Origin of the sequence: Streptomyces sp. NPDC019443 (genome assembly GCF_044389785.1) — a bacterium.
GTDB lineage: Bacteria > Actinomycetota > Actinomycetes > Streptomycetales > Streptomycetaceae > Streptomyces.
In genome coordinates this window covers 295,796-319,875 of record NZ_JBIRYJ010000009.1, presented here as the reverse complement: position 1 = coordinate 319,875, position 24,080 = coordinate 295,796, and the positions used below count along the sequence as shown (strand labels likewise).

General features: G+C 67.6%; 29 protein-coding genes and 1 riboswitch. Of the genes, 13 read left to right on the top strand and 16 right to left on the bottom strand.

All coding sequences use genetic code 11. From position 1 onward, the window contains the following. Positions 1–496: 496 nt before the first annotated feature. The gene (gene thiC, locus ACH492_RS27225) at positions 497–2,290 is read right to left on the bottom strand and encodes a phosphomethylpyrimidine synthase ThiC (protein WP_398990291.1); all 1,794 of its coding nucleotides are present in this window, start codon (positions 2,288–2,290) and stop codon (positions 497–499) included. Continuing rightward, positions 2,283–2,441, bottom strand: a riboswitch (TPP riboswitch). Its footprint overlaps the gene before it by 8 nt. Before the next feature lie 71 nt (positions 2,442–2,512). Between thiC and ACH492_RS27220 the strand changes: the two genes are divergently transcribed. Then, positions 2,513–3,856, top strand: coding sequence for a YibE/F family protein (locus ACH492_RS27220; protein WP_398990290.1), 1,344 nt, complete (start codon positions 2,513–2,515; stop codon positions 3,854–3,856). A gap of 13 nt (positions 3,857–3,869) precedes the next feature. On the opposite strand, the gene ACH492_RS27215 is transcribed toward ACH492_RS27220, so the two are convergent. The 4 genes from ACH492_RS27215 to ACH492_RS27200 all read right to left on the bottom strand — a co-directional run bounded on the left by ACH492_RS27215 (position 3,870) and on the right by ACH492_RS27200 (position 6,047). Then, positions 3,870–4,304 carry an SsgA family sporulation/cell division regulator gene (locus ACH492_RS27215; RefSeq protein ID WP_398990307.1) on the bottom strand — a complete coding sequence of 145 codons (435 nt, stop codon included), beginning with the start codon at positions 4,302–4,304 and terminating at the stop codon, positions 3,870–3,872. 119 nt (positions 4,305–4,423) lie between these two features. Beyond that, the gene (locus ACH492_RS27210; protein ID WP_398990289.1) at positions 4,424–5,194 is read right to left on the bottom strand and encodes an IclR family transcriptional regulator; all 771 of its coding nucleotides are present in this window, start codon (positions 5,192–5,194) and stop codon (positions 4,424–4,426) included. Positions 5,195–5,390: 196 nt separating this feature from the next. Continuing rightward, a complete protein-coding gene (locus ACH492_RS27205; RefSeq protein ID WP_356225928.1) occupies positions 5,391–5,603 on the bottom strand; it encodes a DUF5326 family protein in 213 nt (70 codons plus the stop codon). A 126-nt stretch (positions 5,604–5,729) separates the two neighbouring features. Beyond that, on the bottom strand, positions 5,730–6,047 hold the full coding sequence (locus ACH492_RS27200) for a cupin domain-containing protein (RefSeq protein ID WP_108150174.1): 318 nt from the start codon (positions 6,045–6,047) through the stop codon (positions 5,730–5,732). A gap of 51 nt (positions 6,048–6,098) precedes the next feature. Here ACH492_RS27200 and ACH492_RS27195 point away from each other — a divergent pair, with 51 nt between their 5' ends. The 4 genes from ACH492_RS27195 to ACH492_RS27180 all read left to right on the top strand — a co-directional run bounded on the left by ACH492_RS27195 (position 6,099) and on the right by ACH492_RS27180 (position 9,474). Continuing rightward, entirely contained in the window at positions 6,099–6,476 is a 378-nt protein-coding gene (locus tag ACH492_RS27195) for a phage holin family protein (protein ID WP_307662368.1), read from the top strand. A gap of 116 nt (positions 6,477–6,592) precedes the next feature. After that, entirely contained in the window at positions 6,593–7,738 is a 1,146-nt protein-coding gene (locus ACH492_RS27190; protein WP_398990288.1) for a cystathionine gamma-lyase, read from the top strand. A 313-nt stretch (positions 7,739–8,051) separates the two neighbouring features. Beyond that, entirely contained in the window at positions 8,052–8,942 is an 891-nt protein-coding gene (locus tag ACH492_RS27185) for a LysR family transcriptional regulator (protein WP_398990287.1), read from the top strand. A gap of 52 nt (positions 8,943–8,994) precedes the next feature. Beyond that, complete coding sequence (locus ACH492_RS27180) at positions 8,995–9,474, top strand: NUDIX domain-containing protein (RefSeq protein ID WP_398990286.1); 480 nt, start codon at positions 8,995–8,997, stop codon at positions 9,472–9,474. A 21-nt stretch (positions 9,475–9,495) separates the two neighbouring features. On the opposite strand, the gene ACH492_RS27175 is transcribed toward ACH492_RS27180, so the two are convergent. Further along, entirely contained in the window at positions 9,496–11,049 is a 1,554-nt protein-coding gene (locus ACH492_RS27175; RefSeq protein ID WP_398990306.1) for a globin domain-containing protein, read from the bottom strand. Between ACH492_RS27175 and ACH492_RS27170 the strand changes: the two genes are divergently transcribed. Then, positions 10,951–11,220 (top strand): hypothetical protein, encoded by a 270-nt coding sequence (locus ACH492_RS27170; RefSeq protein ID WP_398990308.1) that lies wholly within the window; start codon positions 10,951–10,953, stop codon positions 11,218–11,220. The genes ACH492_RS27175 and ACH492_RS27170 overlap by 99 nt on opposite strands. Before the next feature lie 471 nt (positions 11,221–11,691). On the opposite strand, the gene ACH492_RS27165 is transcribed toward ACH492_RS27170, so the two are convergent. Further along, positions 11,692–12,342, bottom strand: coding sequence for an HAD family hydrolase (locus ACH492_RS27165; RefSeq protein ID WP_398990285.1), 651 nt, complete (start codon positions 12,340–12,342; stop codon positions 11,692–11,694). 77 nt (positions 12,343–12,419) lie between these two features. Between ACH492_RS27165 and ACH492_RS27160 the strand changes: the two genes are divergently transcribed. The 4 genes from ACH492_RS27160 to ACH492_RS27145 all read left to right on the top strand — a co-directional run bounded on the left by ACH492_RS27160 (position 12,420) and on the right by ACH492_RS27145 (position 14,853). Then, positions 12,420–12,965, top strand: a complete 546-nt coding sequence (locus ACH492_RS27160; RefSeq protein ID WP_398990284.1) for a DUF2269 domain-containing protein — start codon at positions 12,420–12,422, stop codon at positions 12,963–12,965. Positions 12,966–12,970: 5 nt separating this feature from the next. Continuing rightward, positions 12,971–13,825: a GNAT family N-acetyltransferase gene (locus tag ACH492_RS27155; RefSeq protein WP_398990283.1), complete on the top strand. Its 855-nt coding sequence runs from the start codon at positions 12,971–12,973 to the stop codon at positions 13,823–13,825. Between the two features lie 106 nt (positions 13,826–13,931). Further along, entirely contained in the window at positions 13,932–14,390 is a 459-nt protein-coding gene (locus ACH492_RS27150; protein WP_398990282.1) for a MarR family winged helix-turn-helix transcriptional regulator, read from the top strand. A 10-nt stretch (positions 14,391–14,400) separates the two neighbouring features. Beyond that, the gene (locus ACH492_RS27145) at positions 14,401–14,853 is read left to right on the top strand and encodes a GNAT family N-acetyltransferase (RefSeq protein WP_398990281.1); all 453 of its coding nucleotides are present in this window, start codon (positions 14,401–14,403) and stop codon (positions 14,851–14,853) included. A 176-nt stretch (positions 14,854–15,029) separates the two neighbouring features. Here ACH492_RS27145 and ACH492_RS27140 read toward each other — a convergent pair whose 3' ends face one another. After that, positions 15,030–16,412: a serine hydrolase domain-containing protein gene (locus tag ACH492_RS27140; RefSeq protein ID WP_398990280.1), complete on the bottom strand. Its 1,383-nt coding sequence runs from the start codon at positions 16,410–16,412 to the stop codon at positions 15,030–15,032. A 43-nt stretch (positions 16,413–16,455) separates the two neighbouring features. On the opposite strand from ACH492_RS27140, the gene ACH492_RS27135 reads away from it, so the two are divergent. Further along, entirely contained in the window at positions 16,456–16,794 is a 339-nt protein-coding gene (locus tag ACH492_RS27135) for a VOC family protein (protein ID WP_398990279.1), read from the top strand. A gap of 100 nt (positions 16,795–16,894) precedes the next feature. Here ACH492_RS27135 and ACH492_RS27130 read toward each other — a convergent pair whose 3' ends face one another. From ACH492_RS27130 to dnaB, 4 genes are all read right to left on the bottom strand, one after another. Continuing rightward, positions 16,895–17,251, bottom strand: coding sequence for a hypothetical protein (locus tag ACH492_RS27130; RefSeq protein WP_398990278.1), 357 nt, complete (start codon positions 17,249–17,251; stop codon positions 16,895–16,897). Then, positions 17,248–17,583: a hypothetical protein gene (locus ACH492_RS27125; protein WP_398990277.1), complete on the bottom strand. Its 336-nt coding sequence runs from the start codon at positions 17,581–17,583 to the stop codon at positions 17,248–17,250. The genes ACH492_RS27130 and ACH492_RS27125 overlap by 4 nt, the downstream gene beginning before the upstream one ends. Then, entirely contained in the window at positions 17,543–17,932 is a 390-nt protein-coding gene (locus tag ACH492_RS27120) for a LysR family transcriptional regulator (protein WP_398990276.1), read from the bottom strand. Before ACH492_RS27120 ends, ACH492_RS27125 begins: the two co-directional genes overlap by 41 nt. Before the next feature lie 445 nt (positions 17,933–18,377). After that, on the bottom strand, positions 18,378–19,844 hold the full coding sequence (dnaB, locus tag ACH492_RS27115) for a replicative DNA helicase (RefSeq protein WP_398990305.1): 1,467 nt from the start codon (positions 19,842–19,844) through the stop codon (positions 18,378–18,380). A 444-nt stretch (positions 19,845–20,288) separates the two neighbouring features. Between dnaB and ACH492_RS27110 the strand changes: the two genes are divergently transcribed. After that, the gene (locus ACH492_RS27110; protein WP_398990275.1) at positions 20,289–21,626 is read left to right on the top strand and encodes an MATE family efflux transporter; all 1,338 of its coding nucleotides are present in this window, start codon (positions 20,289–20,291) and stop codon (positions 21,624–21,626) included. A gap of 128 nt (positions 21,627–21,754) precedes the next feature. Here the strand turns inward: ACH492_RS27110 and rplI are convergent, their stop codons facing one another. The 4 genes from rplI to rpsF all read right to left on the bottom strand — a co-directional run bounded on the left by rplI (position 21,755) and on the right by rpsF (position 23,458). Further along, on the bottom strand, positions 21,755–22,201 hold the full coding sequence (rplI, locus tag ACH492_RS27105) for a 50S ribosomal protein L9 (RefSeq protein ID WP_307662355.1): 447 nt from the start codon (positions 22,199–22,201) through the stop codon (positions 21,755–21,757). Between the two features lie 18 nt (positions 22,202–22,219). Then, positions 22,220–22,456, bottom strand: coding sequence for a 30S ribosomal protein S18 (rpsR, locus tag ACH492_RS27100; protein WP_003956534.1), 237 nt, complete (start codon positions 22,454–22,456; stop codon positions 22,220–22,222). A 43-nt stretch (positions 22,457–22,499) separates the two neighbouring features. Next, positions 22,500–23,093, bottom strand: coding sequence for a single-stranded DNA-binding protein (locus ACH492_RS27095; protein ID WP_398990274.1), 594 nt, complete (start codon positions 23,091–23,093; stop codon positions 22,500–22,502). Positions 23,094–23,167: 74 nt separating this feature from the next. Continuing rightward, complete coding sequence (rpsF, locus tag ACH492_RS27090; RefSeq protein ID WP_004950685.1) at positions 23,168–23,458, bottom strand: 30S ribosomal protein S6; 291 nt, start codon at positions 23,456–23,458, stop codon at positions 23,168–23,170. 260 nt (positions 23,459–23,718) lie between these two features. Between rpsF and ACH492_RS27085 the strand changes: the two genes are divergently transcribed. After that, the gene (locus ACH492_RS27085) at positions 23,719–24,033 is read left to right on the top strand and encodes a hypothetical protein (RefSeq protein ID WP_398990273.1); all 315 of its coding nucleotides are present in this window, start codon (positions 23,719–23,721) and stop codon (positions 24,031–24,033) included. The last annotated feature ends 47 nt before the right edge of the window (positions 24,034–24,080 follow it).

Sequence of the window (24,080 nt, the reverse complement as noted above, 5' to 3'; positions counted from 1 at the left end):
CCCGGTGAACGTCTCCACCCACAGCGGTTCAGCCCTCAACACCCCACGCATACACGGGAAATGCCCAGATCACGGCCTTCTGCAACACGCTTTAGTCGCACGCGATCAACCGGCGCACGCCTTTGGGTGACCAGAAGTACAACCCCGCCGACCGCGACGGGCACGGGGACCACACCGGCCCCGAGGACACCATCAGCGACCACGGCGCGAGGTCGAGGGGGCCTATCTCCCTGTTGTGCAGGAGCAGACGCTCCCAACCCAGCCAGAGGTGCCTACGAGGCGAACTCCCCGTTGGCGCCCCGTAGGCAAGGCACAGCGGTGTCTGGCCGAGAGCGGCTCCAGGCGCGGCTCGGCAGGGCGGGTGGTTTGGTATCCGGGGCATCGTGAGGTCGCCAGATAGAACCACGCTGACGCGGCTCGTCTGCGAGACGGGCAGGGCCCGCGCCTCCGAGTTGGCCTGAGAACCACGGATGCACGGGCCGTCTGCGCGTGAGCCTCAGTCCGCCAGCGGCAGATACACCCGGTTCCCCGCCTCGGCGAACTCCTGCGACTTCTGGAGCATCCCCTCCGCGACCTCCTCAGCCGACGCGCCGTCAGCCGCAGTCCCGCCGAACCGCTCTGTGATGCTTTGGCTAATCTTCATGCTGCAGAACTTCGGGCCGCACATCGAGCAGAAGTGCGCGGTCTTCGCCGGCTCCGCCGGGAGCGTCTCGTCGTGGAACTCCCGTGCCGTGTCCGGGTCGAGGGCCAGATTGAACTGGTCCTCCCACCGGAACTCGAAGCGCGCGTCGGACAGCGCGTCGTCCCACTCCTGCGCACCCGGGTGCCCCTTGGCGAGATCTGCCGCATGCGCCGCGATCTTGTAGGTGATGACGCCGGTCTTCACGTCATCACGGTTGGGCAGGCCCAGGTGCTCCTTGGGCGTGACATAGCAGAGCATCGCCGTTCCCCACCAGGCAATCATTGCCGCCCCGATGCCGGAGGTGATGTGGTCATACGCCGGGGCCACGTCCGTGGTGAGCGGGCCGAGCGTATAGAAGGGGGCCTCTTCGCAGATCTCCTGCTGGAGGTCGATGTTCTCCTTGATCTTGTGCATCGGGACGTGACCGGGTCCTTCGATCATCGTCTGCACATTGAAACGCTTGGCGATGGAGTTGAGTTCCCCGAGCGTGCGCAACTCCGCGAACTGCGCCTCGTCGTTGGCATCCGCGATCGAGCCGGGCCGCAGACCGTCGCCGAGGGAGTACGTCACGTCGTACGAGGCGAGGATCTCGCAGAGCTCCTCGAAGTTCTCGTACAGGAACGACTCCTTGTGGTGCGCCAGGCACCAGGCCGCCATGATCGAGCCGCCGCGCGAGACGATGCCGGTCTTGCGGCGGGCCGTCAGCGGCACATACCGCAGCAGCACGCCCGCGTGGACCGTCATGTAGTCGACACCCTGCTCGGCCTGCTCGATGACCGTGTCCTTGTAGACCTCCCAGGTCAGGTCCTCGGCCTTGCCGTCGACCTTCTCGAGCGCCTGATAGAGCGGCACGGTGCCGATCGGCACCGGGGAGTTGCGCAGCACCCATTCGCGGGTCGTGTGGATGTTGCGGCCGGTGGAGAGGTCCATGACCGTGTCCGCGCCCCAGCGGGTCGCCCAGGTCATCTTCTCGACCTCCTCCTCGATGGAGGAGGTGACAGCGGAGTTGCCGATGTTGGCGTTGACCTTCACCAGGAACCGCTTGCCGATGATCATCGGCTCGATCTCGGGGTGGTTGACGTTGGCGGGCAGGACGGCCCGGCCCGCGGCGATCTCCTCGCGCACCACCTCGGGCGAGACGTTCTCGCGGATCGCGACGTACTCCATCTCCGGCGTGATCTCGCCACGGCGGGCGTACGCGAGCTGCGACACCGCCTGTCCGGCCCGGCCCCGGCGGGGCTGGCGCGGGCGGCCCGGGAAGACCGCGTCGAGGTTGCGCAGACCGCCCCTCGGCGAGGTGTGCTTGATCCCGTCGTCCTCGGGGCGGACCGGGCGGCCCGCGTACTCCTCGGTGTCGCCGCGGCCGACGATCCAGTTCTCCCGCAGCGGCGGCAGGCCGCGGCGGACGTCGGTCTCGACGGTGGGGTCGGTGTATGGGCCGGACGTGTCGTACAGCGTCACGTCCTTGCCGTTGGTCAGGTGCACCTGGCGGACCGGCACCCGGAGGTCGGGGCGCGAGCCCTCGACGTATCCCTTGTGCCAGCCGATGGACTTGCCGCCCTCGTCGTTCTCATTCGAGGCAGGCGTGCGTGCATCCGATACGGTCATGAGACCTACTCCCTACGCCGGCATTACCCGGTAACAGGTTCGGCGGTCGACGCAGCGGCTTCCGTAAACGGCGTACTGGCTTCGGCCAGTCGGCGAATGCGGAGGTCAGCGCCCTCTCAGCCCGGTGCTCCGAGCTCCCGCGTGTGCAAAGGTGACACCACGCTAGCGTCATTTCTGGCGCGCTGAACAGTGGGCCCCCCTCGTTCTTGCGATGATCGGTCGGTGACCTACTCGCCGACCCCCTCGCCGCAGACGCCCGAACCCCGCGGCCACTCGCACAGCCATGGGCCCGCCGCGCCTGTTTCGCAGCATCTCCGCAAGGTCATCGCCGCGGTGCTGATTCCTTTCGCCACCGCGGTCGTCGTGGGCCTTGTCGTGCTCTGGCCGGGCGGTGCGCCCGGGCATGAGCGCACAGGTGTCGGTTTCGACCGGCAGACCGAGCAGGGCAAGGTGGTGCGGGTCGAGAAGGTCAACTGCAAGGACGTGAACGCCGCGCAGGTACCGCCGACCGGCGACACCTCCACGCCCGAGGGGCGCGAGGCGGTCAATGCCCAGCGAGGCAGCTGTGAAAAGGCGACGATCGAGGTCACCAGCGGCAAGGACAAGGGCCGTACGTTCACCGAGATCGTCCAGCCGGACGCGTCGCGGCAGTTGGACAAGGGGCAGGGCGTGGTGGTGGCGTACGCCCCCGACGCGCCCCGTGACCTGCAGTACTCCGTGACCGATGTGGACCGTGAGCTGCCGATGGTGCTGCTGGCCGGGATCTTCGCGCTCGCAGTGGTGCTGGTGGGACGAATGAAGGGCGTGATGGCGCTGATCGCACTGGCCGTCTCGTTCGCCGTACTGACCCTGTTCATCCTGCCCGCAATCCTGCAGGGCTCGAATCCGCTGATCGTCGCGGTGATCGGGGCGAGCGCCATCATGCTGGTCTCGCTCTATCTGTGCCACGGCCTCACCGCCCGCACCTCGGTCGCGGCCCTCGGCACGCTGATCTCGCTGCTGCTGACCGGGCTGCTCGGCTCACTCTTCATCGGCTGGGCGAGCATGACCGGCAACACCGACGACAACACCGGTCTGATTCACGGTCTGTATCCGAACATCGACATGAGCGGTCTGCTGCTGGCCGGCATCATCATCGGCTCGCTCGGCGTGCTCGACGATGTGACGGTGACCCAGACCTCGGCGGTCTGGGAACTGCGTCAGGCGGACCCGGGCATGGGCCCACGGGCGCTCTACCGGGCCGGGATCAGGATCGGCCGGGACCACATCGCTTCCGTCGTCAACACTCTCGTACTGGCCTACGCGGGCGCCGCGTTGCCGCTGCTGCTGCTCTTCTCGATCGCGCAGAGCAGTGTGGGGACGGTGGCCAACAGCGAGCTGGTGGCGGTGGAAATCGTACGGACCCTGGTGGGGTCGATCGGACTTGTCGCCGCCGTACCGGTGACCACCGCACTCGCGAGCCTGGTGGTCTCCGCCGACCGGCCGGGAATCGCAGCGGCGGACGAATCACCGGCACGGAGTGGATCACCGGTTCGGGGCGGCAGGGGCCGCCGCCGCAAGAAGTAGCGGCGTCGACTGCTCAGCCGGCGTTCTCCTCGGCGAGAATGCGCCCGAGCGCCACGTCCAGATTGTCCTCGAAGTCGGCGAGCGTACGCTCCTGCCCCAGTGGCACCAGCTTGTCGGTGCGGTCGAGGAAGGCCACGAGCGGGGCCCCGCTCACCCGGAACAGCGCCCGGTCGGCGCCGACTTGGAGCCGGATGGTGACGTCGGACAGCCCCTGGAGACCGGTCGGAGCGATGTGCACATCACCGTCGCCGCTCGGCGCATTGATGCCGTCCAGCAGCAACTCGCGCCCGAAGGCCCAGGTCACAGGGGCATCGCCGGGAAGATGGAAGGTCATCCGCACCGCGTACGGATCCCCCGTCTCGTACCGGAGCTCCACCGGGATCCGGAAAGAGAGCTCCTCGGAGACATGGAAACTCATCAGGACCTCGGCCTGGACCGACTCGCGCATCATGTACCCCGCAGCAGATGAAGCAGTGAAGAACTCAGCTGAAAACGGCCAGGAACGATCCCCATGGCCTCTTGACGTAATCGTCCTGTAAGGACTTGTAGATCACAAGGAGTGATTTTTCAGATACTGATAGAGAACGCTATGGAGCCCAGAAGTCCTCCGATCGCGTTACGTAGTTGTTCGACCGCCTCAAACAAGCGTTCTTCCTGGTGGAGCGGGAGCGAAATGCCCATCGCGGCGGCACCGGATCCGGCCGTGATCGGAATGGCGGCACAGACGGTACCGAGCGCGTACTCCTGTCGCTCCACGACCGTTTGCATCCGCTCCTTCGACGCGAGCCGCTCCAGCAGCGCGCGCCGGTCCCTTACGGAACAAGGGGTGACCGGCTGCACGGGGTGGCGGTCCAGATGGTCGCTGCGGCCCTGCTCGTCGAGCTGGCTCAGCAGACACTGGCCGAGCGCATGGGCATGTCCGGTCTCACGGAAGTCGGCCCACTCGGCGACGGCGGGCGCATACGGGGTGTCGGCGACGGCGACGATCTCGATCTCGCCCTCGCGGTAGGCCGCGAAGTAGACCGGGACTCCGATGGCGTCCCGCCAGTGCGCGAGCGAGTCCACGAGCGTGGTGCGACGATTCCGCAGAGCGCCGCCGATCGCGAGCCGCTCGACCGCGTCACCGAGGATGAACACGCCCTTCTCGCGGCGCAGATAGTCCTCGTGCGTCAGGGTGCGCAACAGGTGGTACGCGGTGGGAAGGGGAAGACCCGCCTCGCGCGCGAGCTGCTTCGCGGGGGCCCCGTCCGGATGGGAACTCACGGTCTCCAGCAGCCTCATCGCCCGTTGCACCGAAACGATCAGGGTAGGGGCAGGAGCGTTCGTAGCCGTGGCCAAAGGTCACCCCCAGGCATGGTGACGGGCAGCGCGCCCGCTTGCGGGGGCCGCCCCCGCGGCCCGCCGCGCGTATTTCCCAAAGGCGGATTTTCCATGGGGCGGCAGCGGGGTTGTCACTGTAATGGCCGTTCCCGTGCGGCAGTGGGGGTTTGTCGGGGCGTTCCCCCGCCCGGGCTAACGCCCGGACGGGCACGGGCTACCAGTCGCTTCGTGAGCTCGATGACGACATGAACTTCCGTACGACGAAGACGAGTCCACTGACCAAGGCGACGAAGACAAGGATCTTGAAGAGCAGTCCGATCACAAAGCCGACGACGCTCGTGATCAGTCCTCCGAATACGACAAGGGCGATGACGGGCACCGCGACCCACTTGATCCACCACGGCATCCCCGCGAATACTTCCCGCACAGCCATCGTCCTTACCTCGTTTCATTGGGTTCCTGCCTCGATGCTAGGCGGGAGGGGGTGGTGTGCGGGGCCCGCGAGCCCTCGATCTCCCCTGACCGAACCCCTAGGGATCGGCGGTGCTTCCGGTCAGCTCTCAGGGGGAGAGAAGACCACCATCACCCGCAGATCCTCGGTGATGTGATGGAACTTGTGGGCCACTCCGGCCGGGACGTAGACCACGCTGCCGCGTCCTACCTGCGTCGTCTCCATCCCCACCGTGATGGCGGCGCGGCCGCTGACGACGAAGTAGACCTCGTCCTGGCGGTGGGGCAGCTGCGGGTCCAGCTCGCCGGCGTCCAGTGCGTACAGCCCGACCGACATATTCCGTTCGCGAAGGAACTGCAGATACGCGCCGTCATTGGCGGCGCGCTCCGCCTCCAGCTCGTCCAGTCGGAATGCCTTCATCGTCCGCCCGCCCCTGCCCTTGGTCCGATCACGTCTGCCACGATCAGACACATGAAGAATTTCGTAGTCAAGACGATCGCCAACGCCGCAGCCCTGGCCGTGGCCATCTGGGTGCTGCAGGACATAACCCTGACCGGTGACAGCACCGGCAAGAAGGCGCTGACCCTGATCCTGGTGGCGCTGCTCTTCGGGCTGGTCAACTTCCTCGTCAAGCCCGTCGTGAAGCTGCTCACGCTACCGCTGTTCATCCTCACCCTGGGGCTGATCACGCTGGTCATCAATGCCCTCATGCTGCTGCTGACCTCCTGGCTGGCCGACGCGGTCGATCTGAACTTCCATGTCGAGGGCTTCTGGACCGCCGTGCTCGGCGGGCTGATCATCTCGGTCGTTTCGTGGGCAATGAATGTCGCCCTGCCCGACAAGGACTGAACGCCGCGTGAGGTCTGGGTATCGCGTCTGCGGCTTCGGGAGTGCCTGAAGATGGTGGAGGCGGCGAGCGAGGGTCTGCTCGACGCGGTACGGACGGCAGTCGAGGAGCGTGCGGCATGAGCGAAGGAAACGGTGTCCCGGCGGAGGCAGGGGAAGGAACCCGGGCGGTACGCGCGGGGCTGCCCGTGCCGGTGAAGTACGAACCGACCCTGCCGGGACCGGTCTTCGCTGCCTACTTCCATCTGCCGGGCGAGCCCGCCGGGCCGTACACCTACGGGCGGGACGAGAATCCGACCTGGACTCATCTGGAGCGGGCGATCGGCGAACTGGAGACGCCGGGGGAACCCGCCGAGACCGTGACCTTCGCCTCGGGGATGGCGGCGATCTCAGCCGTGCTCTTCTCCCAGCTGAAGGCCGGGGACACGGTGGTGCTGCCGAATGACGGCTATCAGGCGCTACCGCTCGTACGCGAACGGCTCGAGGCGTACGGCGTCGAGGTCAGGACCGCCCCGACCGGCGACGACGCACAGCTTTCCGTCCTGGACGGGGCGCAACTGCTCTGGATCGAGACTCCGTCCAATCCGGGGCTCGATGTGTGCGACGTGCGGCGGCTGACGGAGGCCGCGCACGCGGCCGGCGCGCTGGTCGCGGTCGACAACACCCTCGCGACGCCGCTCGGGCAGCGCCCGCTGCACCTGGGCGCGGACTTCTCCGTGGCCAGCGACACCAAGGGCATGACGGGCCACGGCGACATCCTGCTCGGCCATGTGACCTGCCGTGATCCTCAGTTGGCGGCCGGAGTACGGCGCTGGCGCAAGGTCGTCGGGGCGATTCCGGGGCCGATGGAGGCATGGCTCGCGCACCGTTCGCTGGCCACGCTGCAGCTCCGGATCGAGCGGCAGTGCGCCAATGCGCTGGCGCTCGCTGAGGCACTGGGCGGTCGCGACGAAGTGACAGGGCTGCGCTACCCCGGGCTGCCGAGCGACCCCTCGTACAAGATCGCTTCACAGCAGATGCGGCGCTTCGGCTGCGTGGTCTCGTTCGTGCTGCCCGATCGCGGGCACGCGGAGCGCTTCCTGGAGGGCCTGCGACTGGTGGACGACGCGACGAGCTTCGGAGGGGTGCGCTCCACGGCGGAACGGCGCGGTCGCTGGGGCGGCGACGCGGTGCCGGAGGGTTTCATCCGCTTCTCGGCGGGCGTGGAGGACGCGGAGGACCTGGTGGCGGATGTGCTGCGGGCGCTGGACGAGGCGGCGCGGTAGCGCCGTTCGCTGGGGGCGCGCGGGTTGGGCGCTTTCCGGCCGTCGGGAGGTGCGAGCCGGGGCGCGGAGCGAGGCTGCGCGGTGGACGGGGGCGTACGCCGGGGTACGTCGGACGCTGAGCCCGGTTACGTACAACGGGCGGCCCGAGCCTCCCCCCTCATGGCTCGGACCGCCCTCGGTTCCCCACACGAAGAACCGTGTGACCAAGGCTAGTTGACTCTGCGTCAGTGTCCAATCACTGTAGCGACAGCGACCTATCGACATATTTATAGTTGTCCGAGTCCGCGGGCATCGTCGGTCGAGAGGGGATGGCATGGATCTGGCCCTGCTGCGCACATTCGTCACGGTGCACCGGGCCGGCTCCTTCACCCGCGCCGCCGCGCTCCTCGGTCTCTCCCAGCCCGCGGTGACCGGTCAGATCCGCACGCTGGAGCGACAGTTGGGGCGGCCACTGTTCCTGCGCCAGGCCCGCGGCGTGACCCCCACAACCATCGGCGACGAGCTCGCGCACCGGGCAGCGCCGCATCTGGACGCCCTGGTGGAGATCACCGAGAGCGGCCTCGACGAGGAGTCGGGCGTACGGACCCTGCATCTCGCCGGTCCCCCGGAGTTCACCTCGCTGCGCGCCCTGCCCGCCCTCACCCCGCTGATCTCGCAGGGGCTCGCGCTGCGGGCCTCGTTCGGGACCGCCGAGGAGACGCTGGAGGGGCTGGCCGCCGGGCATCACGATCTGGCCATCACCACGGCCCGGCCGCGCGGCTCACTGCTCACGGCGACCCCGCTCTGTGACGAGGAGCACGTGCTGGTCGCCTCCCCGCGCTGGGCGGCCCGGCTGGGGCCCGGAGTGCTGCGCGCCGGCCATGTGGTGCTCGAGCAGCTGCCCGTGGTGGAGGTCCACGAGTCCCTGCCACTGGTCTCGCGCTACTGGTCCGCCGTCTTCGACTCCCGGCCGGCCGCCGCTGGCGCCGTCATAGCCCCCGACCTGCGGGCCGTCCTGGAGACCGCGGCCTCTGGCGCGGGGCTCGCCGTACTGCCGCGCTATCTGTGCGAGGAGGCTCTTCAGAACGGACGGGTGGTGGCGCTCCTCGATCCTCCGGTGCCTCCGCTGCGTACCTACTTTCTCGTCGTACGCACCGGCACACTCGCCCTGCCACACATCGCGCGGGCGCACGAGTGGCTGCTGCGCGCCGCCGTCGAATGGTGACCGCCCGGCGGCCAGGAGTTTCAGAAGCTCCGTCGCGGGCCATTTTCTAGCCATGACCGAACGGCCAGTGGTCAAGCGCACCGCACGCGCCATCCTGCTCGACGGCGACGACCTCGTCCTCATCAAGCGCACCAAACCCGGCGTGGATCCCTACTGGCTCACGCCCGGCGGCGGGGTCGAGCCCGAGGACTCCACCGTCGTCGACGCGCTCCACCGGGAGGTGGACGAGGAGCTCGGCGCCAAGATCACTGATGTGGTGCCCTGCTTCGTCGACACCGTCGAACACATCGCGGACGGCGGTGTGACGGGGGTGAAGGTCCAGCACTTCTTCGTCTGCCGACTGGAGTCCATGGACCCCGCGCGACGGCATGGCCCGGAGATCGACGAGCCCTGCGGGGAGTACGAGATCGTACGGGTGCCGTTCAGCCGGGTCGGGATCGCAGCCGTCCATCTCGTACCGCTGTCGCTGCGGCACTACCTGGACGGCAATATCGAAGGCGTTCGGGCGATGCACGCCCCTGACCTGGGCTGACTCGTCTTTCGCTCTCGCGTCCTAGTCGCCTGCCGCGACGAGTTCTTCGAGCGAGTCGTGGCGGATCCGGTCGAACGGGATGCCGAGGCCCCGCAGCGCGTTGACGCCGCTGCGGATCATGCCTGGCGGGCCGGAGAGGTAGGCGTCGTACTCGTACCACGGGCCGAACTCGCGCACGGCGTCCGGGAACTGCGCCCGGTCGTCCACCACCGGGCGGACCGAGAGCCACGGGTGGGTCTGCTGGAGCCGCAGCATGGTGTCGATGTCGTACAGGTCGTAATCGGTGCGCGCCCCGTAGAAGACCTCCACCGGGCGCCGCTCACCGTGCTCGGCGACATCCTCGACCAGTGCCTTGATGGGGGCGATGCCGGTCCCGCCGCCCAGACAGAGCAAGCCGTTGTCGGTGGTGTGGTCGACGGTCATCGAGCCGGCGGGCGGTCCGAGGCGCAGCACATCGCCGGGGCGGGCGTGGTGGACCAGGGCGTTGGAGACCCAGCCGGCCGGCACCGCCTTGACATGGAAGGAGAGCAGACCGTCGGTACGGGGTGCGCCGGCGAAGGAGTAGTGCCGCCAGATCCGCGGCCACCAGGGCGTCTCCAGGCTCGTGTACTGCCCGGCCAGGAAGGCGTACGGCTGGTCCGGGCGGACGGTGATGATCGCTATGTCCGGGGTCCGGAGGTCGTGCGAGACCACCTCGGCATGCCACCAGGCGGGCGCCTCCCGCTCGTTCTCGGCCGCCGCGTCGATCATGATCTGGGAGATCGTGGTGTACGTCCGCACCCAGGCGGCCTCGGTCTCCTCGTCCCAGGTCGTCGTGGCGTACCGGGTCAGCGCGCCGAGCAGGGCCTCGCCGACGGCAGGGTAATGCGCCGGCTGGGTGCCGTATTTGCGGTGGCCGCGACCCAGGTGCTGCAGATAGTCGGTCAGCACGGCCGCGTTGTCCATGTGCTCGGCGGCGGTGAGCAGCGCCTTGAGGAGCCGGTCGCGCTGGGAGTCCATGGCAGCGGGGAAGAGGCCCCGCAGCTCGGGGTGGCGGACGAAGAGCAAGGCATAGAAGTACGAGGTGACCTTGTCCGCGACCGGCGCGATCTCCGCCATGGTGCGGCGGATGAGGATGGCGTCGGGGGACGCGTCGTCCGCGGGGGCGGCGGGCTGCGGGTGGTGGGCCTGGTGCTCTCCGGGAGGGCCGTGGTGGGCCGGAGTTTCGCGAGCCCCGAGGGCTTCGCGGGGTCCGGCCGCGGGTTCGGGACGCTTTACGGCTTCGTGCGGATTTGCGGCTTCGTGCGGCTGGCCCGCCAGATGGAGTCGTCCTGCCGACTCGCGGTGCCCAGTCGCCTCACGGGGCCAAGGCGCTTCGCGGAGGTGAGCGCCTTCGCTGGGGTGAGCGCCTTCGCTGCGGTGAGCGGCCTTGCGGGGGTAGGGGGCTTCGCTGAGGTGAGCGGCTTCGCGAGGGCTCGGTACCCCAGGAGCGGCCTCGTGACTCTCGCGGCCGCCGGGCTCCTCACGGCGACCGGCGCTCTCGTAGGTCGTGTGCCCTTCGTAGGGTCCCTGAGACCGACGGCGCTGATCCTGCACCCGCTCGGCCGGGTGGTGCTCGGCGGGCGCGTGCTCGGCCGGCAGGTCGTCGGCTGGGGCCTCGTCCAGCGGGGTCTCGTCCGTGGGAGCCGCGGGCTCCCTCGCATCCCCGACCGGCGGCGGGGCGGGCCGAGACGTACCGGAGCCCACCGGGCGTATGGAGGCGACTGACCGCCTCGGGGCAGCTATTCGTTCCTGATCTGCGTCACCTGTGGAAGCCCCCTCACCGGGGGCGGGCCGACCCTGGCCCGGCGGCTTACGAGGGGTGAACCATCCGCCCCCGTTGTTGTCCCCGGAAGTGCCGTTGTCGGCCGACGTGGTGGTCGGAGCGTCCATTGTGTGCCTCGCCTCGAACATCTTTCGGTCGGTCCACGCACTTCCGCTGGCTCGGAACGTGCCTCAATTCCCCGCTCTGCCTCAGGACTACTGCCAGCCCACACTAACCATGACCGCAAGCTGAATCGGGACGACTGGGCCCGGAATGTGACATTGCCCGCAGCGCCCGTCGTCGCAGCATGCCAGGCAGCACCACCGGAGGTGACAAAGAGTGGAAAGTCCGGGCATCCGAACCGGCATTCCCGTTAGGCTCCGGTGCCCCCATGTCCATGTCCGGAACTCCCGGACCGCCCCCGGGCTCCTGAACTACCTGCGGAATCGCACCAGTTCATAGGCCTCGCGCAGATCGCCCCCCGTATAAGTGTGTGTGGCCAGACCTGACAGATGCTGATCGGCATTCATCGCCACCGTTGTGGGCACTACCGTGAAGATCTCCGCGTCGGACATGGAATCACCGTATGCAACACAAGCGTCCAGACCAACCCCCAACTCTGCACAGAGCTCGTCCGCGATCTTCACTTTCGCGGCCGCGCTGAGAATGCCCGATGGGTCCACGGGCTGAGTGAAGGGCAACTCGGGAAAGCGTGAGCCGTGCGCCGCATGGGCTCCCCAGCCCAGCAGCCGCTCAACGAAGAAGGACGGCGAGAGGGAAATTACTGCGCAGTAGTCGCCGCCTTCGCGGATCTCCCGCCATACCTCTTGGATGCCGTCGAGCCAGGGCGCTGACTCGAAGGCCGCCGCAACATGCGCGTCGGTGAGGTCGCTCCAGAGAGCGTGCACCCGCACCGCATATTCCGGCGGACCTATTCGACGGGCGATCATGTCACGCTCCAGCTCGCCGATCTCTTCCAGCAGCCCCAGCTGCCGCGATATCTCCACCGGCGCCGCCGATCCACGGATCAGCGTGCCGTCGAGATCGAAGATATGCAGCCTGCGCGTTCTCTCCCTGTACGCCATGTACGCCGAGGTTAGTACCCGCAGTTACTCCCGTCGTCAGACGCGGTGCGGCGCCCCCGCCCGGCACGGTGTTTCACGTGAAACCACTCAAGCGGCCCGCTCGCCGGGCCCTCCTCGTCGTCCATGTCGCCGCGTCCGCCGGCTGGCTCGGGCTCACGCTCGGCCTGCTCGCGCTTGCCCTCACCGCAGTCGGCACGGAAGCCGCACCCATGATCGAGGCTGCCTGCCGCTCGATGAAGGTCTTCACGGACTGGCTGGTGATTCCCATCGGGCTGGCGACTCTGCTCAGCGGTCTCTTTCTGTCGCTCGGCACCAAGTGGGGCCTTGCCAGGCACCGCTGGGTCTATACAAAGTTCTGGCTGACTCTCATCACCCTCACCGCATCGATCTTTGCACTGCGTCCGGCTGTCAATGACGTAGTTGACACCGTCGCAGCGGGCACCCCTCTGGCAGACCCCCTCGACCTGGTGATGGGACCGGTCGTTTCCTTCTCGGCGTACCTCTTCATGACGGTCATCTCCGTCCTCAAGCCATGGGGTCTCACGCGACACGGCCGGCGGTTGCGCCCCTTGGCCACTTCTCGGAAAGCACTGGACGAACGATCACTGCGTCCGACAGCCTGACCCGTATGTCGACACCGCTCTCCGAGCTGCCCATCCGCCGTCTGACCACGGACGACCTCGTGTCCTGCGCCGATCTCTCCGCGGACCGGGGGTGGCCGCGCGAGGAGCACAAATGGGGCCTGCTTCTTGCGGCAGGGACGGGGTACGGCATCGATGACCCTGGGGGCAAGGGGCTGGTGACCGCCTGTGTAGTGACGTCGTACGAACGCGGGCTCGCCGCGATCGGGATGATGCTCGTCGCCGAGCGGTACGCCCGCCAGGGCGTCGGCCGCCGACTGATGAAGCACGCGCTGGCGGAGGCCGGGGACACCCCGGTCACGCTGCATGCCACCCCGTACGGGCAGCCGCTCTACGAGGAGCTGGGCTTCGTCAACGTCGGCCGGGCCGAGATGGTCCGTGGTCATCTCCAAGTCCCGGCTGCCGAGGCGGGGGTGACCACCCGCCCGACGACCGCCGATGATCTCCCGGCAGTGCTGCGCCTGGACACCGAGGTCTTCGGCCTGGACCGTACCCACATGATCACGCGACTGCCGGCCTTCGCCGACCAGTTCCGGGTGGCGGAGGAGGACGGAGTCCTGACGGGCTTCGCGGCGGCCTGGCCGAACATGGAGACCCATGTCGTCGGCCCGCTGATCGCCCGGGACACTCGGACGGCGAAGGCTCTGATCACCTCCCTGGCGGCCGGGACCGGCAGGCCGCTCCGTACGGACATCGACGTACGGCACGAGGAGCTGCTGGCCTGGGTGAAGGGACACGGCCTGAAGACGATCGCCTTCAATGCGGTGATGACCTATGGCATCCCGGATCTCCCGGGCGACTGGACCCGCCGCTTCGCCCCGCTGTCGGTCGCGGCAGGCTAGTCGCCTTTGAGTGGGAGCGTTGAATGGGAGCGGGATAATTGCAAGCGCGGGATATTGCATTAGTCGTCTATCCTGGAGAGAAGCCGCTCCGGCAGGAGGAGGACAGATGACCGCGACCGACCCCGCACTCACCGCGCTCTCCCAGAGCTGGTGTGCCCTCTCCCTGCTCCACGGGAAGATCGAGGCGCACATCGAGCGCGCACTCGAGACCAAGCACGGCCTGAGCATGCGCGAGTACTCACTCCTCGACGTCCTCAGCCGCCAGCACAACGGGCCGGGCGGCCATCTGCAGATGAAGCAGGTGGCCGATGCAGTCATGCTGAGCCAGAGCGCCACCACCCGCCTCGTCACGCGCCTCGAGGACCGCGGCCTACTGACCCGCTATCTCTGCGACACCGACCGCCGCGGCATCTACACCGACGTGACCGAGTCCGGCCTTGCCCTGCTGGCGGAGGCCCGACCGACCAATGACACGGCGCTGCGCGAAGCCCTCGACGAGGCCGCCAAGAACCCCGAGTTGGCTCCCCTGGTCAGGACTGTCGAGGAACTGCGGGTCCCCGCGTAATCTGCCGATCATGAGCGACCTGGAAATACGGCCCGCGGAAATCGACGACATTCCGGCGATCGTGGCGATGCTCGCCGACGACCCGTTGGGCGCCAGGCGTGAATCGCCCGATGACCTCACCCCGTACACCGCCGCCTTCGAGCGGCTGTCCCGGGACCCGAACCAGATCCAGGCCGTCGCCGTACGCGAGGACCGCGTCGTTGGGACTCTCCAGCTCACAATCATCCCCGGGCTGTCGCGGCGCGGCTCGACCCGCTCGATCATCGAAGGTGTACGTATCCACACCGAGGAGCGCGGCAGCGGTCTGGGCACCCGGCTCATCGAATGGGCCATCGACGAATCCCGCCGCCACGACTGCCAGTTGGTGCAGTTGACCTCGGATGCCTCCCGCACCGACGCCCGCCGCTTCTACGAGCGGCTCGGCTTCGAGCCATCCCATGTGGGTTTCAAACTCCAGCTCTGACCAAGGGAGTTCAGGGTGCACCGGATCAGTGACGAGCAGCGCCGCACCCGGCTCGTCCGCCGCCATCTGCTGGCCCCGTCGGTACGTGCGGACTCGCCGGTGGCGGCCGCCGATGCGGTGGTCGCCCTGCACGCCACCGACGCCGCGCCCGTTTCACGTGAAACATCACCTGCGTTTCACGTCTGGAGTCCGCGCCAGCCTTCCTTGTCCACACCTCCCGGAACCGGTGCCCCCGGCTCGTACGGCTCACGGGTGAAGACGAATGACCCCAGGTCGAGATGGCTCACCGAGCCGTCCTCCCGAGGCACCACGCGCAGTGTCTCCCCGGCGTAGTAGCCATCGAGACCGGTCCAGGTCCCGTCCGCCTCCGCTACGAAGCGCGACCCGCGGCCGTTCCCTCGGAGCGGCTGCAGCTCCACGCCGCGGTCTGCGTCAAGGCGCAGAACGAAGGGGGACGTCCCCCAGTACCAGGGCCCCGTCAGCTCCAGGAGCTCCTGGTCGACCTCCGGCAGCGGCCTCCAGGGCTCGGGGATGGGCGGCTCAGCCTCGGCCACGATCCGTACGAGATCGGCGGCGACGACCCCCGTGAGCGGCCCCGAGGTGGCATTGGCGAGCGCGACGGCTGCCACTCCATCGTCCACACTCACCCAGAGACCCGCGACGAAGCCGGGCAGCGAGCCCGTGTGCCCCGCGAGGGTGCGGCCGTCCTTCCGTACGATCTGCACCCCCAGGCCGTAGGCGCTGTCCCACTCCCCGGCCTCTGGCGGCACGGAGGGCGTACGCATCTCCCGCACGGACGCAGCGCTCAGCACGCCCTCGTCGCCCTCGGCAAGGAACGTGGCGAAGCGGCAGAGGTCGGCCACCGTCGACCAGAGCTGTCCGGCCGGGGCCATCAGACCGAGGTCCTCGGAGGGCTCGGGCAGCATCACATCGGCCCAGGGATGCACCGCCCAGCCACCGGCATGCGGAGCTTGGGGCTGCGCGCTCGTACGGTGCAGGGCGAGCGGTTCAAGGATCTCGCGGCGCAGCACGTCCTCCCAGGACGCCCCGCGTACCGCCTCGACCAGCGAACCGAGCAGCGTATAGCCGGGGTTGGAGTAGTGGTGACGGCGGCCGGTGGGATGCATCCGCGACTGGTCACCGAGGACATCGGCGAGTTCGGGGCGGAGCGAGCCCGGCGTCCGCTCCCACCAGGGCGCCGGAGCTTCCGCGCTCAGTCCGGCGCTGTGGCCGAGGAGCTGTGCGATGGTCACATCCCCCACGCCCGTGCCAGGAAGGTGCTTCTCCAGGGGCTCGTTCAGATCGAGCAGACCCTCGTCGCGGAGCCTCAGGACCAGGACGGCCGTGAAGGTCTTGGTGATCGAGCCGATGCGGTACTGGGTGTCGGCGTCCGGCCCATGCCCGTCGACCGAGCTGCGGGAGCCCGTCCAGACCAGCTGCCCGTCGCGCTCCACTCCGGCGACGAACGAGGGTGCGCGCCCTTCGGACTGGGCGACCGCAATGCGATGCAGTAGGGCGCGCTGCGTGGCCGGGAGAAGCTCATCAAAAGGTGAGGTCATAAGGCAGGTCTATCGGTGCCATCCCGCCTCGGTCGAGTTCATTATGCGGCGGGCTGAAGGAGAGCGGGCCGCACGCTTCTTCGCCACCGTGATGGGCCTCGAATACACCGACCCCGACCGGCACTTCGCTCCCGTGCGGGTGAACGAGTCCCTCACCCTGGACTTCCTGACCGTGCCCGAGCCCCCCGGCAGCCATCTCGCCTTCGACGTCGACCCGGCCACTTTCGACGCGGTCCTCGCCCGCCTCCGGGCCGCCGCCATCCCGTACGGAAACGACCCAGTCACCCCCGACAACGGCCGGACCCGATCACCCGCTGTGCCCCTCTACGAGCTGATGTCCCCCGCGTACGGGTCTTGTAGGATCTCGCAGCTCATGGCATAGAGCACCGCGCCGGCAGGGGTGACTGGCGGGACGCTTTCATGTGGAACAACATCGGCTCGCAATTCGAAACCGCAGAGGCTCCGCAACTCGGCCGATCAGGTCACCCTTCCGTGAGCCGCTCGCCTTTCGTTTGGATCCACTCACGGATGGTCTCGATGGCGTCGAGAAGCTCCTCGACGGTGCGGAGACCACGATGCTGCCGACGAACCCGACCTGTTGCCACGTCCCCGCACTCAAGTTCCACTTCACCGCTGCTCCAGACGATGAGCACGGCGACATGGTCATCCGTTTCCAGCGTCACCCAGGTGCTGGTCTTGGTTCGACCGTCCTCGGGAGATCGCTGGACGCCACCTGTGATTCCGCACGATCGCAAGCGTTCCTCGTGCTCGTCGAACCAGGTCTGGAGCCTCTGAGGGAGCTCATCCGGGGTGCGCCGGGCTTCTCCACTGTGTTTCATGGCTGGGGGATGAATCCCGCGGATCGGTCGAGCTGGAACGGAGAACCGGCCGGCATTGGATCCCAGCCTTGGCTCCGCGCTTCCCGAATGCTCGCAGCGACGTGAGCCGGCCGAATGGGCTCAGCCTCCGCACCCAACCGGTTACTGGGATGGGCCTGGCCGCTGGTGACGATCAAGGTCGTGCCCGGCTGGTCGACGTTGGCGACCTCGACCGCGTAGGTCATTGGTGTCCAGCAGAGTCCCTGCATGTAGGAGCTCTTCCTGCGGATTCGCCAGCGGTACTCGAGCCCATCAACGGTTATGCGCCGGGACCCCTTCTTGTTCAGCGCCATCGTCCCCCTCTCCTGCCTCGGACTTTAGTACCCTGCCACTGGCCTGTCCCCGGATATTCCCGGCTGCGGCGGCGACCTCCTTACCGGAGGCGGTCAGCTTCATGGCTCTGCCGCGTTCGGCGCGCTCAAGCAGAGGCTGTCCCAGGTCCCTTTCCAGCCGGTTGATCTGGATCACCAACGTCGGCTGGTTGATGCCGAGGGCCCGTGCGGCCTCACCGATCGTGGGACAGGCGGAGGCAGCCAGGAAACGTTCGACGCGTTGCCAGGCATAGGGGCTGGTGAGGGCCTTCCGTAGGAGGCCGGGGTCTAGGTTGTCTTCTCGGTGCCGTGATGCTCTGTACGGAGGCATCGAAGTCGGCGAAGAGTCACCGCGATAGCTCTAGGCGAGACTCGTAGATCACGTGGTCGCGCTTCCTCGCGGACCAGTAGGTGCCGGAGTAGTGTTTCTGGCCTTGTACCAGCGGAACGTCCGCCACGGCGTGGCCGAAGCCAAGAACTTGGCAGCCTCTGTACTCCAAGCTCCGTCTTCAACCGTCTGACCGCATCGGCGACGAACGCTGACAGTTGCTTCAATATCGCCACTGTGCACCCCAGCCCGCGGTGAATTGCCCGCGTAGCCGAGGATCCAGTGCCGGACTCCAAACGGTGCGTGTCTCTTTGACCGTCACCCGAAAGGGTTAGCACTCTGAGCTGCGAGCTCACGGTAGCGACATAGATGCTGCTGATATGGCAGCCAGCTCTGAGACTGTGCAGCGAGATTTGAGGCCCTACAGGTCTCAATTCGAACCGCCTGATCAGGTCTGCGCCATGTCCACAAAGCGGGAGTAGTGGCCCTGGAAGGCGACCGTGATCGTCGCCGTCGGACCGTTTCGGTGCTTGGCCACGATCAGGTCCGCCTCGCCCGCGCGCGGCGACTCCTTCTCATACGCATCCTCGCGGTGCAGCAGGATGACCATGTCCGCGTCCTGCTCGATGGAGCCGGATTCACGCAGGTCGGAGACCATCGGTTTCTTGTCCGTACGTTGCTCGGGACCACGGTTCAGCTGGGAGAGCGCGATCACTGGGAGCTCCAGCTCCTTGGCCAGCAGCTTGAGGTTTCGGGACATGTCCGAGACCTCCTGCTGGCGGCTCTCGGCGCGCTTCGAACCGCCGGACTGCATCAGCTGCAGATAGTCGATGACGACCAGCTTCAGGTCGTTGCGCTGCTTCAGCCGCCGGCACTTCGCCCGGATCTCCATCATCGACAGGTTCGGGGAGTCGTCGATATAGAGCGGGGCCTGCGACACATCCGGCATACGGCGGGCCAGCCGGGTCCAGTCCTCGTCCGTCATCGTCCCCGAGCGCATATGGTGCAGCGCCACCCGCGCCTCGGCGGACAGCAGGCGCATCGCGATCTCGTTGCGGCCCATTTCGAGGGAGAAGATCACGCTCGGCAGGTTGTTCTTGATCGAGCAGGCCCGGGCGAAGTCCAGCGCAAGGGTGGACTTACCCATCGCGGGTCGGGCCGCGATGACGATCATCTGGCCCGGGTGCAGGCCATTGGTGAGCGAGTCGAAGTCCGTGAACCCGGTCGGCACACCGGTCATCTCGCCACTGCGCGACCCGATCGCCTCGATCTCGTCGAGCGCGCCCTCCATGATGTCGCCCAGCGGCAGATAGTCCTCACTGGTGCGCTGCTCGGTGACGGCATAGATCTCGGCCTGGGCTGAGTTGACGATCTCGTCCACGTCGCCGTCGGCGGCGTATCCCATCTGCGTGATCTTGGTGCCGGCCTCCACGAGGCGGCGCAGCACGGCGCGCTCATGGACGATTTCCGCGTAGTACGAGGCGTTGGCCGCGGTGGGGACCGACTGGACCAGGGTGTGGAGGTACGGCGCCCCGCCGACCCGGGTGATCTCGCCCCGCTTGACCAGCTCGGCGGCAACGGTGATGGGGTCGGCCGGCTCGCCTTTGGCATAGAGGTCGAGGATCGCCGTATAGACGGTCTCGTGGGCGGGCCGGTAGAAGTCATGGCCCTTGATGATCTCCACGACGTCGGCGATGGCGTCCTTGGAGAGGAGCATGCCGCCGAGGACGGACTGCTCGGCGTCCAGGTCCTGCGGAGGTACGCGCTCGAAGCCGGGGGAGCCACCGTCCCAGCCTCCGTTGTCCCTGCCGCGCTCGTGCTGGTCCTCGCGGCCACCACGGCCGTCGTTGCGGCGCTGGCGGGAGACGGGCAGACGGTCACCGGGGGCGCCCTCGGCCGCCCAGGGGTCGTCCAAAGGCTCGGAAATGCTCACCCGGGCCACCTCCTCCCGTCCGCTCCGCGGACCTAGCCGTGCCACCCTTTTTCTACGGCACAGCACTGACAAAACGAACGGCCAGACTCCGCTTCCGGCGGGTCGGGCGACGGTCCACGGTAGGCCCGTCGGCACCGTCAGCCAATCTGGTTATCCACAGGCCATGTGGACGACCGACCAGATGCTGTGGAGAACCCCGCAGAACCTGTGCACGGACCGGGGGACAGCACTGTGGACAAGTTCATGGCCACCCCACCGCATGGCATCTGACCTGGACTCTTTCCGTCCACCGGCTGTGGGGGAGAAAAACTTTCCCAACTGGACCAAGATCAGAACAAAGGGCGCACAGCAGAACGTGCAACTGGTGGATCGGTAAGGACTGCAATGACATTGCATCTCTTACCTGTGGAAGACTAGATTGCTGCCATGACACAGGCACCCGCGGCGCCGAAGGCCGTCCGACGACGCCACGATCGAGAGATCGTCGCGCTCGCCGTCCCCGCCTTCGGCGCCCTCGTCGCCGAGCCACTCTTCGTGATGGTCGACAGCGCCATCGTCGGCCATCTCGGCACCCCGCAGCTCGCCGGACTGGCAGTCGCAGCCGCCCTGCTGACGACCGCCGTAAGCATCTTCGTTTTCCTCGCCTACGCCACCACTGCCGCCGTCGCTCGACGCGTCGGCGCGGGTGATCTCGCGGCAGCCATCCGCCAGGGGATGGACGGCATCTGGCTCGCGTTGCTCCTCGGCGTCGCCATCATCGCCGTCACCCTGCCCACGGCACCCTGGCTTGTCGGGGCATTCGGAGCGTCCGACACCGCCGCTCCGTACGCCACCACCTATCTACGGATCTCCAGCCTCGGCATACCGGCGATGCTGATCGTGCTCGCCGCGACCGGAGTACTCCGTGGCCTCCAGGACACCCGGACCCCGCTGTACGTCGCCATCGGCGGCTTCGCCGCCAACGCCGGGCTCAACGCGGGGCTCGTCTACGGCGCCAGCCTCGGCATCGCGGGCTCCGCCTGGGGCACCGTCATCGCCCAGGTCGCCATGGCCGCCGCCTATCTGGTCGTCGTCGTTCGGGGAGCACGGCGCCACGGCGCCTCTCTGCGCCCCGACGCCGCGGGCATTCGAGCCAGCGCACAGGCCGGCGCCCCCCTCTTGGTGCGTACGCTCTCGCTACGCGCCGTCCTGTTGATCGCCACAGCCGTCGCCGCCCGCCTTGGCGACACCGATATCGCTGCCCACCAGATCGTCCTCTCCCTCTGGAGCCTGATGGCCTTCGCGCTCGACGCGATCGCCATCGCCGGGCAGGCGATCATCGGCCGCTATCTCGGTGCCGATGACGCCGAGGGAGCCCGCCAGGCCTGCCGCCGCATGGTGCAGTGGGGCATTGCCTCCGGCGTGGTGCTCGGCATCCTGATCGTGGCCTCGCGGCAGCTCTTCATCCCGCTGTTCACCAGCGACTCGGCCGTGCACGACACGCTGCTCCCCGCCCTGCTGGTGGTCGCCGTCTCCCAGCCGATCGCGGGCGTGGTCTTCGTACTCGACGGCGTACTGATGGGAGCTGGTGACGGCACCTACCTCGCCGGAGCGATGCTCGTGACGCTGGCGGTCTTCGCACCCGTCGCTCTGCTCGTCCCCACCTTCGGCGGCGGACTGACGGCTCTGTGGTGGGCCATGACGCTGATGATGACGGTCCGCATGCTGACGCTCTGGCTCCGTATGCGCTCCGGCCGCTGGCTCGTCACCGGCGCCACGCGCTGACCCCAGTTCGATGTTCAGCATCGATGTTTCACGTGAAACAGGGCAGAGCCGGACGGCAAAGCGAAAGGGCCGCACCCGACGGGTGCGGCCCTTCGTACTGCTCAGAGCTGCTCAGTCGAGAGCCACGCTCAGGCGGCGACGACCTCGACGCCGAGCTTCGCGGCAACCTCGGGGTGCAGACGCACAGACACCTGGTGCGAGCCCAGGGTCTTGATCGGCGAACCGAGCTCAACGCGACGCTTGTCGACCTCCGGACCACCGGCAGCCTTGATCGCCGAGGCGATGTCGGCCGGGGTGACGGAGCCGAAGAGGCGGCCGGCGTCGCCGGAGCGAACAGCCAGACGCACCTTTACGGCCTCGAGCTTGGCCTTGACCTCGTTGGCCTGCTCGATGGTCGCGATCTCGTGGATCTTGCGGGCGCGGCGGATCTGCGCCACGTCCTTCTCGCCACCCTTGGTCCAGCGGATCGCGAAACCACGCGGGACCAGGTAGTTGCGAGCGTAACCGTCCTTGACGTCAACGACGTCGCCGGCGGCACCGAGGCCAGTGACCTCGTGGGTGAGGATGATCTTCATGATTCGGTCACCCTTCCCTTATCGCGCGGTGGACGTGTAGGGCAGCAGCGCCATCTCACGGCTGTTCTTCACGGCCGTGGCGACGTCACGCTGGTGCTGCGTGCAGTTGCCGGTAACGCGGCGGGCACGGATCTTGCCGCGGTCGGAAATGAACTTCCGCAGCATGTTCGTGTCCTTGTAGTCCACGTATACGGTCTTGTCCTTGCAGAATGCGCAGACCTTCTTCTTCGGCTTGCGCACAGGCGGCTTCGCCATGATGTATCTCCTGTGTGATCAAGAAGTGGGGTACGAGCTGCCCTTAGAAGGGAGGCTCGTCCGAGTAGCCGCCGCCGGAACCGCCGGAGCTTCCGCCCCAGCTGCCCCCACTGCCCTGCTGCTGGCCGCCGCCGGCCGGCGCGCTGGTGGCCCAGGGATCGTCGGCGGGTGCACCGCCGCCGCCCTGCTGCTGACCACCGCCACTGGGGCCGCCGCCCCAGTTGCCGCCGCCCTGCTGCTGACCGCCGCCATAGCCACCCTGGCCACCGCGACCGGTGGTCTTGGTGACCTTGGCCGTGGCGTTCTTGAGGCTGGGGCCGACTTCCTCGACGTCCAGCTCGTAGACCGTGCGCTTGACGCCCTCGCGGTCCTCGTAGGACCGCTGCTTCAGCCGACCCTGCACGACGACGCGCATGCCGCGTGTGAGCGACTCAGCGACGTTCTCCGCCGCCTGACGCCAGACCGAGCAGGTGAGGAAGAGGCTTTCGCCGTCCTTCCACTCATTGGTCTGACGATCGAAGGTGCGGGGAGTGGACGCGACGCGGAACTTCGCGACCGCCGCACCGGACGGGGTGAAGCGCAGCTCGGGGTCGTCGACGAGATTGCCGACGACCGTGATGACGGTCTCGCCTGCCATGGGTGAACCTCTCGGCGGGGATTGCTTCTGGCTGCTTGCTGCTACTCGAACCCGATGACTTCTGAGCTAGGCGCTCAGTGGGTCTCGGGACGGAGGACCTTGGTCCGGAGGACCGACTCGTTCAGGTTCATCTGGCGGTCGAGCTCCTTGACGACCGCAGGCTCGGCCTGCAGGTCGATGACCGAGTAGATGCCCTCGGGCTTCTTCTTGATCTCGTAAGCGAGACGACGACGGCCCCAGGTGTCGACCTTCTCAACCTTTCCGTTGCCCTCACGGACGACGGAGAGGAAGTTCTCGATCAGCGGGGAGACAGCGCGCTCCTCGAGATCGGGGTCGAGGATGACCATCACCTCGTAGTGACGCATGTGGAACCCACCTCCTTTGGACTCAGCGGCCACGGTCGTTCCGTGGCAGGAGGGTCGTGATGCGTACGCAACGGTATCGGCCGCCACTGACAATCCGGGGGGATTGCTTTCTGGCCTGGACAGACACCGGTGCAGACCGTACAGAGTACCCGCAGACAGGCTTCCGGTTGAAATCCGGTGGCCTGGGGACGCAATCTGTACACATCGGGTGTGCGCGGCGCTACAGTGCGCCGCCTTCCGGCAACGCCAGGAGGTGCCCCATGGCACAGGCAATGCGACGTCGTTCCTCCGTCTCCCTCTTCGCCACAGACGGCAAGCCTCACCCCCTCCAGGACACCCTGCTCGCGGTGACTCTGGTGCTCGGCGTTATCGCCTTCGTCTCGGCGATGTTCCACAGCCTCCATCTGCTCAGCTCCTGGACCGGGCTGGTGGGGATCCTCACAGGCGCCTACGGCCAGTTCATCTCGGTGACGACCCGCGAACGCTTCGCGTTGATCATCGGTCTCGGCGCCTCTGCGTTCGGCTTCTTCCTCGGCATGGCCCACGGCGGACTCTTCGGCGGGGTCCTGGGCTAGGCGGAGTCCTGGGCCGGGTTCCCAGCAGCCATTCGGGGCGCTCCCCC